16 protein-coding genes are annotated in these 14,533 nt (G+C 66.9%); 10 read left to right on the forward strand and 6 right to left on the reverse strand.

All coding sequences use genetic code 11. From position 1 onward, the window contains the following. Nucleotides 1–50: 50 nt before the first annotated feature. From C9412_RS01865 to C9412_RS01880, 4 genes are all read left to right on the forward strand, one after another. A complete protein-coding gene (locus C9412_RS01865; protein WP_006422551.1) occupies nucleotides 51–1,088 on the forward strand; it encodes a type IV pilus twitching motility protein PilT in 1,038 nt (345 codons plus the stop codon). Nucleotides 1,089–1,166: 78 nt separating this feature from the next. Next, nucleotides 1,167–2,330, forward strand: coding sequence for a PilT/PilU family type 4a pilus ATPase (locus tag C9412_RS01870; RefSeq protein WP_107230059.1), 1,164 nt, complete (start codon nucleotides 1,167–1,169; stop codon nucleotides 2,328–2,330). Between the two features lie 86 nt (nucleotides 2,331–2,416). Further along, nucleotides 2,417–3,094, forward strand: coding sequence for a hypothetical protein (locus C9412_RS01875; RefSeq protein WP_107230060.1), 678 nt, complete (start codon nucleotides 2,417–2,419; stop codon nucleotides 3,092–3,094). Between the two features lie 111 nt (nucleotides 3,095–3,205). Further along, on the forward strand, nucleotides 3,206–4,189 hold the full coding sequence (locus tag C9412_RS01880; RefSeq protein WP_107230061.1) for an aldo/keto reductase: 984 nt from the start codon (nucleotides 3,206–3,208) through the stop codon (nucleotides 4,187–4,189). Between the two features lie 98 nt (nucleotides 4,190–4,287). Here the strand turns inward: C9412_RS01880 and C9412_RS01885 are convergent, their stop codons facing one another. Further along, on the reverse strand, nucleotides 4,288–5,184 hold the full coding sequence (locus tag C9412_RS01885; protein ID WP_107230062.1) for a LysR family transcriptional regulator: 897 nt from the start codon (nucleotides 5,182–5,184) through the stop codon (nucleotides 4,288–4,290). A 315-nt stretch (nucleotides 5,185–5,499) separates the two neighbouring features. Between C9412_RS01885 and C9412_RS01890 the strand changes: the two genes are divergently transcribed. Both C9412_RS01890 and C9412_RS01895 read left to right on the forward strand, forming a co-directional pair. After that, nucleotides 5,500–5,712: a DUF4287 domain-containing protein gene (locus C9412_RS01890; RefSeq protein ID WP_099553959.1), complete on the forward strand. Its 213-nt coding sequence runs from the start codon at nucleotides 5,500–5,502 to the stop codon at nucleotides 5,710–5,712. Between the two features lie 111 nt (nucleotides 5,713–5,823). Then, nucleotides 5,824–6,531: a YitT family protein gene (locus tag C9412_RS01895; RefSeq protein WP_029379885.1), complete on the forward strand. Its 708-nt coding sequence runs from the start codon at nucleotides 5,824–5,826 to the stop codon at nucleotides 6,529–6,531. An 83-nt stretch (nucleotides 6,532–6,614) separates the two neighbouring features. Here C9412_RS01895 and C9412_RS01900 read toward each other — a convergent pair whose 3' ends face one another. After that, nucleotides 6,615–7,160: a DNA-3-methyladenine glycosylase I gene (locus C9412_RS01900; protein ID WP_107230063.1), complete on the reverse strand. Its 546-nt coding sequence runs from the start codon at nucleotides 7,158–7,160 to the stop codon at nucleotides 6,615–6,617. Nucleotides 7,161–7,248: 88 nt separating this feature from the next. Here C9412_RS01900 and C9412_RS01905 point away from each other — a divergent pair, with 88 nt between their 5' ends. From C9412_RS01905 to C9412_RS01920, 4 genes are all read left to right on the forward strand, one after another. After that, nucleotides 7,249–7,815: a YqgE/AlgH family protein gene (locus tag C9412_RS01905; RefSeq protein ID WP_107230064.1), complete on the forward strand. Its 567-nt coding sequence runs from the start codon at nucleotides 7,249–7,251 to the stop codon at nucleotides 7,813–7,815. Then, a complete protein-coding gene (ruvX, locus tag C9412_RS01910; RefSeq protein ID WP_107230065.1) occupies nucleotides 7,808–8,275 on the forward strand; it encodes a Holliday junction resolvase RuvX in 468 nt (155 codons plus the stop codon). Before C9412_RS01905 ends, ruvX begins: the two co-directional genes overlap by 8 nt. Nucleotides 8,276–8,291: 16 nt before the next feature. Next, nucleotides 8,292–9,242: an aspartate carbamoyltransferase catalytic subunit gene (locus C9412_RS01915; protein WP_107230066.1), complete on the forward strand. Its 951-nt coding sequence runs from the start codon at nucleotides 8,292–8,294 to the stop codon at nucleotides 9,240–9,242. Between the two features lie 158 nt (nucleotides 9,243–9,400). Beyond that, the gene (locus tag C9412_RS01920) at nucleotides 9,401–9,892 is read left to right on the forward strand and encodes a transposase (protein ID WP_107230067.1); all 492 of its coding nucleotides are present in this window, start codon (nucleotides 9,401–9,403) and stop codon (nucleotides 9,890–9,892) included. 120 nt (nucleotides 9,893–10,012) lie between these two features. Here C9412_RS01920 and C9412_RS01925 read toward each other — a convergent pair whose 3' ends face one another. From C9412_RS01925 to ptsP, 4 genes are all read right to left on the reverse strand, one after another. Continuing rightward, nucleotides 10,013–10,810, reverse strand: a complete 798-nt coding sequence (locus C9412_RS01925) for a prolyl oligopeptidase family serine peptidase (protein ID WP_107230068.1) — start codon at nucleotides 10,808–10,810, stop codon at nucleotides 10,013–10,015. A 69-nt stretch (nucleotides 10,811–10,879) separates the two neighbouring features. Beyond that, a complete protein-coding gene (locus C9412_RS01930; protein ID WP_107230069.1) occupies nucleotides 10,880–11,146 on the reverse strand; it encodes a hypothetical protein in 267 nt (88 codons plus the stop codon). A 90-nt stretch (nucleotides 11,147–11,236) separates the two neighbouring features. Then, the gene (gene mgtE / locus C9412_RS01935; protein ID WP_005408383.1) at nucleotides 11,237–12,598 is read right to left on the reverse strand and encodes a magnesium transporter; all 1,362 of its coding nucleotides are present in this window, start codon (nucleotides 12,596–12,598) and stop codon (nucleotides 11,237–11,239) included. Between the two features lie 165 nt (nucleotides 12,599–12,763). Next, a complete protein-coding gene (ptsP, locus tag C9412_RS01940) occupies nucleotides 12,764–14,533 on the reverse strand; it encodes a phosphoenolpyruvate--protein phosphotransferase (protein ID WP_107230070.1) in 1,770 nt (589 codons plus the stop codon).

The raw sequence follows: 14,533 nt of genomic DNA on the forward strand, positions 1-14,533 counted from the left end.
CCCGGGGAAAGATCCTTCCAGTCGAAGCCGTTATTGGGGAGTAGCCGCTCATGGATATCGCCGAACTGCTGGCGTTTTCCGTAAAGAACAAAGCGTCCGACCTGCACCTGTCCGCAGGCCTGCCGCCGATGATCCGCGTGGACGGCGACGTGCGCCGGATCAACATTCCAGCCCTGGACCACAAGCAGGTCCACGCGCTGGTATACGACATCATGTCCGACAAGCAGCGCCGCGATTACGAGGAATTCCTCGAAGTGGATTTCTCGTTCGAGATCCCGTCGCTGGCGCGCTTCCGAGTGAACGCGTTCAACCAGAACCGTGGTGCCGGTGCGGTGTTCCGTACCATTCCCTCCGAGGTGCTGACCCTGGAGGACCTGGCCTGCCCGCCGCTGTTCCGCGAGGTGATCCAGCAGCCGCAGGGCCTGATCCTGGTGACCGGTCCGACCGGCTCGGGCAAGTCGACCACGCTGGCGGCGATGATCGACTACATCAACAAGAACGAATACGGCCACATCCTCACCGTCGAGGATCCGATCGAATTCGTGCACACCTCGCAGAAGTGCCTGATCAACCAGCGCGAAGTGCATCGCGATACGCACGGCTTCAACGAAGCACTGCGTTCGGCACTGCGTGAAGATCCGGACATCATCCTGGTGGGCGAACTGCGTGACCTGGAAACCATCCGCCTGGCGCTGACCGCTGCGGAAACCGGCCACCTGGTGTTCGGCACCCTGCACACCAGTTCGGCGGCCAAGACCATCGACCGCATCATCGACGTGTTCCCGGCCGGCGAGAAGCCGATGGTGCGCTCGATGCTGTCCGAATCGCTGCGCGCGGTGATCTCGCAGGCGCTGCTGAAGAAGGTCGGCGGCGGTCGTACCGCAGCGTGGGAGATCATGGTGGGCACCCCGGCCATCCGCAACCTGATCCGCGAGGACAAGGTGGCGCAGATGTATTCGGCCATCCAGACCGGCCAGCAGTACGGCATGATGACCCTGGACCAGCACCTGCAGGATCTGGTCAAGCGCAGTCTGATCACCCGCAATCAGGCCCGCGACTACGCCAAGGACAAGCGCCTGTTCGAGTAAGGCGGGACGACCACGGGCGGCGTGCGCCACCGCGCCGCCGTTGCCGTGCTGTTTCCTCCACCGACCGTTTCCTGGTACATGCCCCATTGGGAGCCCGCCGTGAACACCACCGCGACCACCATCGATTTCACTTCGTTCCTCAAGCTGATGGCGCACCAGCGCGCCTCGGACCTGTTCATCACCGCTGGCATGCCGCCGGCGATGAAGGTCAACGGCAAGATCTCGCCGATCACACAGACCCCGCTGACGCCGCAGCAGAGCCGCGACCTGGTCCTCAACGTGATGACCCCGGCGCAGCGCGAAGAGTTCGAAAAGACCCACGAATGCAACTTCGCCATCGGCCTGTCCGGTGTCGGCCGCTTCCGTGTCAGCTGCTTCTACCAACGCAACCAGGTCGGCATGGTGCTGCGTCGCATCGAGACGCGCATCCCGACCGTGGAAGAGCTGAGCCTGCCGCCGATCATCAAGACGCTGGCGATGACCAAGCGCGGCATCATCCTGTTCGTCGGTGCCACCGGTACCGGCAAGTCGACATCGCTGGCGGCGATGATCGGTTATCGCAACCATAATTCGACCGGCCATATCATCACCATCGAAGACCCGATCGAATTCGTGCACAAGCACGAAGGCTGCATCATCACCCAGCGCGAAGTGGGCATTGATACCGACAGCTGGGAAGCGGCGTTGAAGAACACCCTGCGCCAGGCGCCGGACGTGATCATGATCGGCGAGGTGCGTACCCGCGAGGGCATGGACCATGCCATCGCCTTCGCCGAAACCGGCCATCTGGTGCTGTGCACGCTGCATGCCAACAACGCCAACCAGGCGATGGACCGCATCATCAACTTCTTCCCGGAAGACCGCCGCAACCAGCTGCTGATGGATCTATCGCTGAACCTCAAGGGTGTGGTGGCGCAGCAGCTGGTGCCTTCGCCCGATGGTCGTTCGCGCAAGGTGGCGATGGAGATCCTGCTGGGCACGCCGCTGGTGCAGGACTATATCCGCGATGGCGAGATCCACAAGCTGAAGGAAGTGATGAAGGATTCGGTCCAGCTGGGCATGAAGACCTTCGACCAGAGCCTGTTCGAGCTGTACCAGGCCGGTGAGATCAGCTACGAGGACGCACTGCGCTACGCCGATTCGCAGAACGAGGTACGCCTGCGCATCAAGCTCAGCCAGGGCGGCGACGCACGCACGCTGTCGCAGGGGCTGGATGGCGTGGAGATTTCCGAGATCCGGTGACCACCAAGGCGCCTGCGGGCGCCTTCTGCTTCGTGATGACCACAACGCCTGCTGTATTCCGGCGTGAACCTGTCAGGAAGGTGTGCATGCGTGAAACGGCGCGCGTGATGTTGGCAATGGCCGTGCTGTTGCAGGTCGGTTGTGCGCGTACTCCCGAGTCCGCCGCCCCGGCCGGGGACTGCGACGATCCGCAGGCGCACGCCTGGTATCTGCTGCCACCGCCCGCACAGAGGCGCAGCAGGGACCCGCTTCCGTTCGTCGATTTCACCGGGTTTGCAAGGGCGTCCTACAACGACCGGTTGCGGGATCTCGATGGCTTGCCGGAGCCGTCGTTCCGCTGTGGCAGCGTACCGGTCCAGGCGTATCGCTTCGTCTGGGAACCCGCGTTCTTCCCGGGTGTGGTCATACGCGCGCAGCGCAACGCAGCGGGCCAGGCGTGGATCGTCGGGCGCAGTGCACGCGATTTCGAGATTCCCGCATCGCCGTCCGACGGCCCAGCCACCCTCATCAAGGGCGGGACATGTTCTCCGCCCCGCGCGCTGAGCGCGCAGGAGTGGAAGGCCATTGCCAGCGCGTTTGCGCTGCTGCAGGGCGAAGATTCGAGCGCTGGACTCGATGGTTCATCGTGGATTTTCGAGTCCGTGGTGGACGGCGAGCAGCGCTGGTTCGCGCGATGGGTGCCGCGGGATCCGACGTTCCGCAATGCTGGCAGGATGATGGTGGAACTGGCGGGATGCGCCGACACCCTGCAGTCGATGGAATGACGGGTACCGCGGCTGATTGATGAATTCCAGTCATGACCGACTGCCATCGCGTCGGTTCAATCCGCCGCCCTTGCAGGCGTATCGTCAGCGCTCCCCCTCTGGAGCACGACGATGCAGACACGTGAACTCGGCCGCAGCGGCCTGAAGGTTTCCGCCCTGGGCCTGGGCTGCATGGGCCTGAGCCATGGCTACGGCCAGCCGGTCGAGCGCAGCCAGGGCATCGCGCTGCTGCACGCCGCTGTCGAGCGCGGTGTGACCTTCTTCGATACCGCCGAAGTGTACGGCCCGTATACCAACGAAGACCTGCTCGGCGAGGCGCTGGCGCCGTACCGCGACAAACTGGTGATCGCCACCAAGTTCGGCTTCAAGGATGCGCGGGTGGATACCGGCCTGGACAGCCGTCCCGAGAACATCCGTGCGGTAGCCGAGGCCAGCCTCAAGCGGCTGCGTACCGACCATATCGACCTGTTCTACCAGCACCGCGTCGACCCGAACGTGCCGATCGAAGATGTAGCCGGTACCGTGCGCGACCTGATCGCCGAGGGCAAGGTCGGCCACTTCGGCCTGTCCGAGGCCAGTGCCGCCACCGTGCGCCGCGCGCATGCGGTACAGCCGGTGGCGGCGGTGCAGAGCGAGTACTCCCTGTGGTGGCGTGAGCCGGAGCGCGAGCTGCTGCCGACCCTGCAGGAACTGGGCATCGGCTTCGTGCCGTTCAGCCCGCTCGGCCGCGGCTTCCTGACCGGTGCGATCAACGCTGATACGACCTTCGACGCCAACGACTTCCGCAACACCGTGCCGCGTTTCGAGGTGGAAGCGCGTCGCGCCAACCAGGCGCTGGTGGACCGCATCAGCACGATTGCTGCTGCGCGCGGTGCGACCCCGGCACAGGTGGCGCTGGCCTGGCTGCTGGCGCAGGCACCTTGGATCGTGCCGATTCCGGGCACCACCAAGATCCACCGCCTGGAAGAAAACCTGGGCGCGGCCGCGCTGCAGCTGGCGCCGGAGGAACGGCAGCGCATCGCACAGGCGCTGGAGGAAGTCGCGATCGTCGGCGAGCGGTACAACGCGCAGCGTGCGGCACAGGCCAAGGGCTGACCGCCCGGTGGGTGCAGAGTGTGGTGGGTGCGGACCGTTGGTGGTGGGTGCGGACCGTTGGTGGTGGGTGCGGACCGTTGGTCCGCACTCCTTGACCCTCACCTCATCGGCTCGCGCAGCGCATCCAGCACCGTGCGCATCGCCACCGTTACATGCCGGCGGGACGGGTAGTACGCGTAGTACCCATCGAAGTGCGGGCACCAATCGTCGAGCACCGACAGCAGCCGTCCATCGTCCAGCATCGGTTGTACCTGGTCTTCCGGCAGCCAGGCCAGGCCGCTGCCGGCCAGTGCGGCGGCGCGGGTCATGCCCATGCTGTTGAAGATCCACTGGCCACTGACGCGCACGCTCAGTTCGTTGCCGTCCTTGCCGAAATCCCACGGCATCAGCCCACCGTGGGTCGGCAGGCGCAGGGTGACGCAGTTGTGCGCGGCCAGCTCGTCCGGATGCTGCGGCACCACGTGCTGGCGGAAATAGCTGGGGGCGCCGACCACGCGCATGCGCAGCGGTGGGCTGACCGGCACGGCGATCATGTCCCGGGCCAGCCGCTCGCCCAGACGGATGCCGATGTCGTAGCGCTCGGCAACGATGTCGGCCAGGCCGTAGTCGGCGGTCAGTTCCACCTTCAGGTCCGGGTACTGCTGCAGCAGCGGCGCCAGTCGCGGCCAGGCGATGTACTCGGCGGCATGGCCGGTCGCGTTGATGCGGATGGTGCCGGCCGGGCGCTCGCGGTACTCGGCCAGCGCGGCCAGCCCGTCCTCGATCTCGGCCAGGCGCGGAACCAGCGTGTCGAGCAGGCGGGCGCCGGCTTCGGTGGTGGATACACTGCGCGTGGTGCGGGTCAGCAGGCGCACACCCAGGCGCTGTTCCAGCCCGCGCATGGCATGGCTGAGCGCGGACTGGGAGACGCCCAGCTGCGCGGCCGCCCGGGTGAAGCTGCCCTCGCGGGCGACGTGGACGAAGGCCTGCAGGTCGTTGAGGTTTTCACGGGGCATGCGCGAATGATACGGCCGGGCTGCGCCCGGCACCTGCCGAATCAACGTCAACGGCAACGTCAAAAGCTGGCTTCCCGTGGGAGGCGGGGTGGCTCAGGTCGCGGGGGACGGCGCAAGTACGTCCATGTAGCCTCGGTCGCGCCATCCATGGCGCTCACGCCCCCGCAACCTGAGCCACCCCGCCTTCGACAGTTTCCCGCTGCTGTTGGTGGGTGCCGACCGCTGGTCGGCACGGGATCCGGCACCACTACGTGAGGGTGTGTCGATTTCTGCGTCTGTGGTTCGTCGAATGAATGACTTCAATGGGAGCTGCAGATGAGCACTGACACCAAGCCGAAAGGCCCGGCCTCGTACTTCCCCTCCATCGAGAAGACCTACGGGCAGCCGGTGGCACACTGGTTCGGCCTGCTGTCGAAGAAGAAGGGGCTCAAGCACATGGAACTGGTCAGCTTCCTGAAGAGCGAGCACGGACTGGGCCATGGGCACGCCAATGCGCTGGTGGCGCACCACCTGGCTGGCAAGGGCTGATCAAGGGGAGGCGGAAGGCAGGGTGGGGCGCATTCAGCTGAACGATTTCATCTGCAACTGTCATGCAGATCGTGTCTAATATCGCTCCCCACCTGCTGTTCCCCCACCCGTATGTCCCTCCCTTCCCATGGCCCCGCGCCGTGCGACGACGCCGACGGCCACCTGGTCACCGCCGGTCCGTTGACCCCGCCGCCGGACAGCGCCGGTACCACCGCCGATGAAAAAGCCTTGCGCCACTCGATCGCCGAGGATGTGCAGGGCATGGTGCTGGCCACCATGGTGGCCTCGCTGGGGCTGGCCATCTTCGCCAAGAGCGGGCTGATGATCGGCGGTATGGCCGGCATGGCCTTCCTGCTGCACTACGCGCTGGACTGGAACTTCGGCGTGGTGTTCGTGCTGGTCAACCTGCCGTTCTACTGGGTGGCGGTGCGGCGCATGGGCTGGGAATTCACCCTGAAGACCTTTGCCGCGGTCACCGCTTGCGGCGTGCTGACCGACCTGCTGCCGCGCTGGATCGACTTCTCGCACATCCACCCGCTGTATTCGGCGATCGTCGGTGGCGCGCTGTCCGGGCTGGGCATCCTGTTCTTCATCCGCCACCGCGCCAGCCTCGGCGGCATCGGCATCCTGGCGGTGTACCTGCAGCGCACCCGTGGCTGGAGCGCGGGCAAGGTGCAGATGTCCTACGACGCGTGCCTGATGGTGGCTGCGTTCTTCGTGTTGTCGCCGTCGAAAGTGCTGTATTCGGCCATCGGCGCAGTGGTGCTCAGCCTGGTGCTGATGTTCAACCACCGCCCGGGCCGTTACATGGGGGTGTGAGGGTTCAACGGGGGTGCCGGCCAGCGGCCGGCACTACCGGAACCCACGCGTGGTAGCGCCGGGCCATGCCCGGCGGATTTGCATCAGCGGGCGGCGGCCTTCAACCACGGCGGTGAAAGCTTCAGCAGCCGCGCCTGCACCGGGCAGTCCTCGGCATGGGCGCCGGGCAGGTAGCCCAGGCTCATCAGGAACTCGCCGGTGATCTCGCCGCCGGTGAAGCGGAACGTCTTCTTGAACAGCTTCACCCAGTCGGCCTTGCTGCGCGGGTGATGCGCATCCAGCCACGCCGCGAAGCTGCCATGGCTGGCCCTCAGTTGCTGGATCACCTGCGCGTTGTGGATCGCCGCCAGCACCTTCAACCGGTTGCGGATGATGCCGGCATCGGACAGCAGGCGTTCGATGTCCTGCTCGGCATAAGCTGCCACGCGGTCCACATCGAAACCGTCATAGGCCGCGCGGAAGCCCTCGCGCTTCTTCAGGATCGTTTCCCAGCTCAGCCCGGCCTGGTTGATCTCCAGCACCAGCCGCTCGAACAGTTCGCGCTCGTCACGCTGCGGGAAGCCGTACTCGTTGGCGTGGTAGTAGTCGTGCACCGGATGGCCCGGGGCGATGAGGCAGTAACCGGACACGTCGAACTCCTGCGCGGTGGGACGTCATTATGCGCGCCGTGACCGTCGAGTGGAGGCGCCCGGCGCGCCCAGCCGCTAGAATGGGGCCATGCCTGTAACGCCGACCTCCCTTGCCGATCACCTGCTCGTCGCGCTGCCGTCGCTGCTCGACGCGACCTTTGCCCGCAGCGTCGCGCTGATCTGCCAGCACGACGAGAACGGGGCGATGGGCGTGCTGGTCAACCAGCCGTCCGAGTACACCCTGGGCGAAGTGCTCGCGCAGATGGACATCAGCACCGGTGATGGCGACCTGCAGGCACGCATGGTGCTCAACGGCGGCCCGGTGCATCCCGAACGCGGCTTTGTCATCCACGACGACGCACGGGCGTGGGATTCCAGCCTGATCGTGGGCGAAGGCCTGTACCTGACCACTTCGCGCGACATCCTTGAAGCGATGGCGCGTGGCGAAGGCCCGGCCAACGCCGTGGTCACCCTCGGTTGTGCGGGGTGGGGCGCCGGCCAGCTGGAAAGCGAGCTGGCCGAGAACAGCTGGCTGACCGTGCCGGCCGATGCCGAACTGGTGTTCCAGCTGCCGCTGGAGCAGCGCTGGCAGGGCGCGGCCTCGCGCATCGGCGTGGACCTGTTCCGGCTGACGGACTACAGCGGCCATGTCTGAGCCGGCCGTCATCCGCCGTGATGGCACCGTGCTCGGCTTCGACGTGGGCTCGCGGCGGATCGGCGTGGCCATCGGCAGTGCTTTCGCCGCGCATGCGCGCGCAGTGGCCGTAGTTGATGTGCATGGCAACGGCCCGGACTGGACCGCGATCGAACGGCTGCTCAAGGAATGGAAGCCCGATGGCCTGGTGGTGGGCGACCCGCTCACCCTCGATGGCCAGGACCAGCCCAACCGCAAGCGCGCGCAGGGCTTTGCCCGCCAGCTGCGGGAACGTTTCAAGCTGCCGGTGGTGATGATCGACGAGCGCTCCAGCTCGGTCGAGGCTGCCCGCCGCTTCGCTGTCGAGCGCGCCGAAGGGCGCAGGCGCCGCCGTGACGCGGCCGCCCTCGATGCGGTGGCCGCGGCGGTGATCATCGACCGCTGGCTGTCGTCACCGGACGACGCCACTCCCATTCCCTGACTGCACGACTCCCGCCATGACCGCCCAGCAACTCGATGCCTCCGGACGCCTGCGCCACCTGCTGACCCTTGAGGGCCTGCCGCGCGAAACCCTGCTGCAGCTGCTCGACCGTGCCGGGCAGATCCGCGATGCCGCAGTCGGCCGCGTCGGCAACAAGCGCCACGTGCTGGCCGGTTCGGCGGTGTGCACGCTGTTCTTCGAACCGTCCACGCGTACCCGCAGCTCGTTCCAGCTGGCGGCGCAGCGGCTGGGCGCCGACGTGCTGAACTTCGATGCCTCCACTTCGTCCACGCGCAAGGGCGAAACCGCCTGCGACACGCTGCGCAACCTGGAAGCGATGGGCGTGCGCGGCTTCGTGGTGCGCCACCCCGATGACGGCGCCGTGGCCGCACTGGCCGAGGCGGCGGGCGAGGGCACGGCGTTGATCAACGCCGGCGACGGCCGCAGTTCGCACCCGACCCAGGGCCTGCTGGACATGCTGACCCTGCGCCAGGCCAAGGGCCCGGATTTCTCGAAGCTGAAGGTGGTGATCGTCGGCGACGTGAAGCATTCGCGCGTGGCCCGCACCGACCTGCACGCGCTGCGCACGCTGGGCGTGGGCGAGATCCGCGTATGCGGCCCGCAGTCGCTGCTGCCCGACGATGAGACCCTGAAGGGCTGCGTGGTCGGCGATGATTTCGACGCGATGCTGGAAGGCGTCGATGCGCTGATGATGCTGCGCCTGCAGCGCGAGCGCATGGAAGAGGGCCTGGTGCCGTCGCTGGAGCAGTACCACGCGCAGTACGGCCTGACCAACGCGCGCCTGGCGCGTGCCGGCAAGGATGCGGCGGTGCTGCACCCCGGTCCGATCAACCGCGGCGTGGAAGTGACCGACGAGGTGGCCGACGGCCCGCAGTCGTGGGTGCTGCGCCAGGTCGCCAACGGCGTCGCCGTGCGCATGGCCGTGCTGGAAACCCTGCTGGGCTGATCCCCCTGGATTTGCTTGGGTAGGTGCCGACCGTTGGTCGGCACAGAGCAACACGTCACGTGAACTCCTGGGCGCGACCATTGATTGGCCGCAGCCCTACCTCCATCGGAGCGTTTACCTGATGGAAGCAAGCTGGCGGCGGGCACAAGCTTGGGCCCATGAGCTGTGCACGTCTACGCCTTGGCCGTCATTCCCGGATCGGGCAGACCTACATCCTGACCACCGTTACCGGGAGTCGTCGACGCTACTTCGACGATGCCAATGCGGCGCTGATGGTGATGGACGTGGTCCGCCGCATTGATGCTGAAGGTCTGACGCACTCGCTTGCCTATGTGGTCATGCCGGACCACATCCATTGGCTGGTGGAGCTCCGCGCGTTCTCACTGGACTACATCATGCAACGCTTCAAATCGAGCAGTGCATTGCGGATCAATCGCATGCTGGGTAGAACAGGACGATTCTGGCAATCGAGCTATCACGATCACGCCATTCGTTCTGAAGAATCACTGTTTCGTCATGCGATGTACATCGTCGCCAACCCGGTCAGGGCGAACTTGGCGAGCTGCGTGGGGGAGTATCCGTATGCCTGGTGCCGATGGGAGATCGATGTGAGTTGCCAAGCAATGGATTTCCCCGAAACGGAGAGATAGTGCCGACCAACGGTCGGCACCCACCAACATCCATGCCGACCAACGGTCGGCACCCACCAACATCCATGCCGACCAACGGTCGGCATCCACCAACAGATGTTTCCCAGCAGAAGCGGTGGCTCAGCGCTTCTGCGCGAACAACCACGCCCACATCGCCGGATCGGCGTAGGTGGCATCCCAGGCGTTGTGGTTGCCGTCGGGGTATTCGGTGTAGCGCACGTCGCGCGCGCCGGCGGCCTGGAACGCGGTGTGCAGGCGACGGTCATCGGCAGGCGGCACCACGTCATCCAGCGCGCCGTGGAAGATCCAGATCGGGGTGTGCCGCAGGCGCTGGGCGATGGTCGCGTACGGGTCGGCCTCGTGGGCGACCTGTTCGACGAACAGGGTCGGGCGCACCGCACGCGGGGCCAGTACCGCGCCACATACCGGCACGATCGCCGCGAAGCGGCGTGGGTCGTCCAGCGCGATGTTCCAGCTGCCATAGCCGCCCATCGACATGCCGGTCAGGTACTGGCGCGCCGGGTCGGCGCCGAACTCGGCAATGGCGGCGTCCAGCGCGGCCAGCGCCACGCGGTTGTTGCGCCCGCTCCATTCCTCGCGCCCCGGCACCTGCGGAAACACCGCCAGCGCCGGGAAATCGGCCGCATGCGCACGCAGGTGCGGCCCCAGTCCCGCGTGGGTCTGCTTGACGCCATCGCCGCCACGCTCGCCGGATCCATGCAGGAACAGCACCACCGGCAGCGAGCCGGGTGTGCGCGCCGCCGCCGCCGGAACGAACACCTGGTAGTAGGCCGTTTCGCCGTCCACCTTCACCGCGCGCGCTTCGAAATGTCCTCGCGCGCTGTCCGGCATCGAGGAGCAGCCGGTCAACATCAGAACGGCCAGGGCTGGCAGCCAGCGCGAGATTGAACGGAGCATGGGGCTTCCAGAAGCGGCGAGGTCACTGCATCGTAGTCCGCTGCCGTCAGCGCGGCATCGTGCGCCGCGTCACTGCGGGTGTGGAAAGCTGGCGATGATGTCCAGCTGCTCCTGGGCCTCGGCATTGCCGTCGGCGGCCGCCGCCTGCACCTGCGCCAGGTCCGGGTGCAGGACCACCAGCAGCGGGTTCTCGCAGACCGGGCAGTCGTACTCGGTGGCGTCTTCGTCCAGCTCCATCTCCATTGCGCGCGAGTTGCCCTTCCATTCGCAGGCCGGGCAGGTGTGCTGCTGGTCGCGCCAGCCGGGCTGGAAGTAGTTTTCGATGGTGGTTGCCATGGGGGATCCAGTGGGGATCGGGTCAGAGCCCCGCGCAGCGGGGATCCGACCCTGGGTTTGGAGCAGGTCGAGGATCTGACCGTGCAGGGATCAGTGCAGCAGCACCAGGGTGGCCAGGCCGAGGAAGGTGAAGAACCCCATCGAGTCGGTCACCGCAGTGAGGAAGATGCCACTGGCCAGCGCGGGGTCGAAACCGAAGCGCTTCAGGGTCAGCGGTACCAGCACGCCGGCCAGCGCGGCGAACAGCAGATTGCAGGTCAGTGCGATGGCGATCACCGCCGACAGCCCCGGCGAGTGGAACCAGGCCAGCACGATCAGACCCAGCACCGAACCGAGCATCACGCCGTTCAACAGCGCGACCCGGACTTCCTTCCACAGCAGGGTGCGGGCGTTGGAGGCGCCCACCTGGCCCAGCGCCAGGCCGCGCACCATCAGTGCCAGCACCTGGGTACCGGCGTTGCCGCCGAGGCCGGCGACGATCGGCATCAGCACCGCCAGCGCCACCAGCTTGTCGATGGTGCCTTCGAAATGGCCGACCACGCTGGAGGCCAGGAAGGCGGTACACAGGTTCACCGACAGCCACATCAGGCGGCGGCGCATCGCGCGCCAGACCGGGCTGAACAGGTCCTCGTCCTCGTCCAGACCGGCGGCGCCCAGCGCCTGGTGCTCGGCCTGGCCGCGGATGATGTCGACCACGTCATCGATGGTGATGCGGCCGATCAGGATGTTGTTGTCATCCACCACCGGCGCGGAGATCCAGTCATGGTCGGAGAACTGGCGGGCGACTTCCTGATCGCTCTCGCCGACGTCGATGGCCGGCTGCTCGTCGTCGATCAGGCGGTTGATCGGGGTGGTGTCCTCGTGGGTCACCAGTGCCGCCAGCGACACCCGGCCCAGGTACTGGTGGCGGCGGCTGACCACGAACAGATGATCGGTGTGGTCGGGCAGTTCGCCGCGCAGGCGCAGGTAGCGCAGCACCACGTCGACGTTGACGTCGGCGCGCACGGTCACCACGTCCGGGTTCATCAGGCGCCCGGCGCTGTCCTCGGGATAGGACAGCACCTGTTCCAGGCGCTCGCGGTTCTCCCGGTCCATCGACTTGAGGACCTCGTCGATGACCGTGTCCGGCAGGTCTTCGACCAGGTCGGCCAGATCGTCGATGTCGAGGTCTTCGACCGCGGCGATGATCTCGTCCGGGTCCATGTCGGCCAGCAGGCTCTCGCGCACGTCGTCGCCGACGTGGACCAGCACCTCGCCGTCATCTTCCGGATCGACCAGGCCCCACACCACCTCGCGCTTGCCGGGCGGCAGCGATTCGAGCAGGTTGCCGATCTCGGCCGGGGCCAGGGTGTTGACCAGGCGGCGCACCGGACCCAGGCGGCCACTGTCCAGTGCATCGGACAGCATCCGCAGTTGGCGCGCAGTCTTGTCGTGGCGTACAGCTTCAGCCATCGCAGCTCCCGCGGGGATAAGAAAAGCCGCGATCCCGGCAAGGATGCGGCAACAGGGGTGTTCAGCGCGTCATTATCGCAAGGGGATGTTTCAGCGCATAGCCGCCGGGGAATGGGGTCAGATCCCTCTCCGGCGGAGAGGGATCTGACCCCGCCGGACGGCGCGTCAGGGCGCGTCGACCACCAGCGCCAGCCAGCGCTCGATGGCGCGGCGGTCGCGGGCGGCCAGCAACTTCGGTGCGCGCGCGCGCAGCGTGGCCAGATCGGCCTCGCGGATCGCGCGGCGCACTTCCAGCAGGGTGCCCGGATGCAGGCTGAACTCGGTCAGGCCCAGCGCCAGCAGCAGTGGCGTCATCCGTGCATCGCCGGCCATCTCGCCACACACCGCTACCGGAATGCGATGGCGCGCGCCGGTCTCGATCACCATCTGCAGCAGGCGCAGCACGGCCGGGTGCAGGGGTGAATACAACTCGCCGAGCGCTTCGTTGTTGCGGTCGGCGGCCAGCAGGTACTGCACCAGGTCATTGGTGCCGACCGACAGGAAGTCGACCAGATCGATGAAACTCTCCAGCGCCAGCGCGGCGGCGGGGACTTCGATCATCGCGCCCAGCGGCACATGCTCGGACACCATGTGCCCTTCGCCGCGCAGCTGCTCGGTCAGCTTCAGCATGCGCCGGCGCACCGCCAGCAGTTCCTCGCGGGTGCTGATCATCGGCAGCAGCACGCGCAGCTTGCCGTAGGCCGATGCACGCAGGATCGCACGCAGCTGGGTATCGGCTACCTTCGGCCGCGCCAGCGACAGGCGCACGCCACGCAGGCCCAGCGCCGGATTCTCCTCGTTGCTCAGGGTCAGGCCGGTGCGGTCGGCCTTGTCCGCACCCAGGTCAAGCGTGCGGATGGTCACCGGCCGCCCGCTCATGCCCAGCGCGGCGTCGCGATAGGTCTGGAACTGCTCTTCCTCGTCCGGCAGCTCGTTACGCTGCAGGAACAGGAATTCGGTGCGGTACAGGCCCAGGCCCTGGGCGCCCAGCGCATGGGCCTGGGTCACATCCTCCAGCGATTCGGCATTGGCCAGCAGGGCGATGTCGACCTGGTCGCGGGTGCGGCTGGGCTTGCTGCGCAGCCGCCCGAGCTCGCGCTGTTCGCGTGCGTGTTCCTTCAGGCGCGCGCGGTAGTCGCGCAGGTTGTCGGCCAGCGGGTTGGCGGTGATGCTGCCGTCGGCGCCATCGATGATCAGCACATCGCCATCGGCGACGCGGCTCAGCAGCTGCGGCACGTTCACGATCAACGGCAGATGCAGGCTGCGCGCCAGGATGGCGCTGTGTGACAGCGCGCTGCCGGCCGCCGTGACGATGCCGACCACGCCCTGTGCCTGCAGCTGGGCCAGCTCGGACGGGGCGATGTTGTCGCAGACCAGGATCTCGCCGGCCAGGCCCTTCACCACCGGCGCACGCTCGGGTTGCAGGAAGGCATGGATGCGGCCGATCACATGGTCCAGATCGTCCATGCGGCTCTTCAGATAGGCATCGTCCATGCCATCGAAGACCTTGGCCAGGCGGTCGCGTTGCACGCGCAGGGCATAGCCTGCGCTGTACGGACCGCTGCGGATCAGCTCATCCAGCCCGTGCAGCAGCTCGGGGTCGTCCAGCAGCAGGGCGTGCAGGTCGAGGAATTCGCCCACTTCCTGGCTCAGGGCACCGTGCAGGCGCTGGCGCAGCTCGTGCATTTCGGTGCGTGCGGCGGCCACTGCGTGGTGCAGGCGGGCCAGTTCGGCCTCCACCTGGCTGGGCGCCACCCGTTGTTCGGCTACCTCCAGCGCATGCGGCAGGCGCACCCGGGCGCGGCCCATCGCCGTGCCGCGTGCGGCGCCGTGGCCGGCCAGCAGCTGCACCGGCCGCAGGCCGGAAGAAGGCTGGCCGGCGCGTGCGCGTGGCAC

Source organism: Stenotrophomonas sp. Nf1 (assembly GCF_003028475.1).
Lineage (GTDB): Bacteria > Pseudomonadota > Gammaproteobacteria > Xanthomonadales > Xanthomonadaceae > Stenotrophomonas.

What these genes read in the sequence shown, in the direction of transcription:
- C9412_RS01870 (WP_107230059.1), top strand. Translation starts at nt 1,167, where the DNA reads ATGCCCCATTGGGAGCCCGCCGTGAACACCACCGCGACCACCATCGAT.
- ruvX (WP_107230065.1), top strand. Translation starts at nt 7,808, where the DNA reads ATGTCTGAGCCGGCCGTCATCCGCCGTGATGGCACCGTGCTCGGCTTC.
- C9412_RS01880 (WP_107230061.1), top strand. Translation starts at nt 3,206, where the DNA reads ATGCAGACACGTGAACTCGGCCGCAGCGGCCTGAAGGTTTCCGCCCTG.
- C9412_RS01905 (WP_107230064.1), top strand. Translation starts at nt 7,249, where the DNA reads ATGCCTGTAACGCCGACCTCCCTTGCCGATCACCTGCTCGTCGCGCTG.
- C9412_RS01915 (WP_107230066.1), top strand. Translation starts at nt 8,292, where the DNA reads ATGACCGCCCAGCAACTCGATGCCTCCGGACGCCTGCGCCACCTGCTG.
- C9412_RS01895 (WP_029379885.1), top strand. Translation starts at nt 5,824, where the DNA reads ATGTCCCTCCCTTCCCATGGCCCCGCGCCGTGCGACGACGCCGACGGC.
- C9412_RS01930 (WP_107230069.1), bottom strand. Translation starts at nt 11,146, where the DNA reads ATGGCAACCACCATCGAAAACTACTTCCAGCCCGGCTGGCGCGACCAG.
- C9412_RS01925 (WP_107230068.1), bottom strand. Translation starts at nt 10,810, where the DNA reads ATGCTCCGTTCAATCTCGCGCTGGCTGCCAGCCCTGGCCGTTCTGATG.
- C9412_RS01885 (WP_107230062.1), bottom strand. Translation starts at nt 5,184, where the DNA reads ATGCCCCGTGAAAACCTCAACGACCTGCAGGCCTTCGTCCACGTCGCC.
- mgtE (WP_005408383.1), bottom strand. Translation starts at nt 12,598, where the DNA reads ATGGCTGAAGCTGTACGCCACGACAAGACTGCGCGCCAACTGCGGATG.
- C9412_RS01890 (WP_099553959.1), top strand. Translation starts at nt 5,500, where the DNA reads ATGAGCACTGACACCAAGCCGAAAGGCCCGGCCTCGTACTTCCCCTCC.
- C9412_RS01865 (WP_006422551.1), top strand. Translation starts at nt 51, where the DNA reads ATGGATATCGCCGAACTGCTGGCGTTTTCCGTAAAGAACAAAGCGTCC.
- C9412_RS01920 (WP_107230067.1), top strand. Translation starts at nt 9,401, where the DNA reads ATGAGCTGTGCACGTCTACGCCTTGGCCGTCATTCCCGGATCGGGCAG.
- C9412_RS01875 (WP_107230060.1), top strand. Translation starts at nt 2,417, where the DNA reads ATGCGTGAAACGGCGCGCGTGATGTTGGCAATGGCCGTGCTGTTGCAG.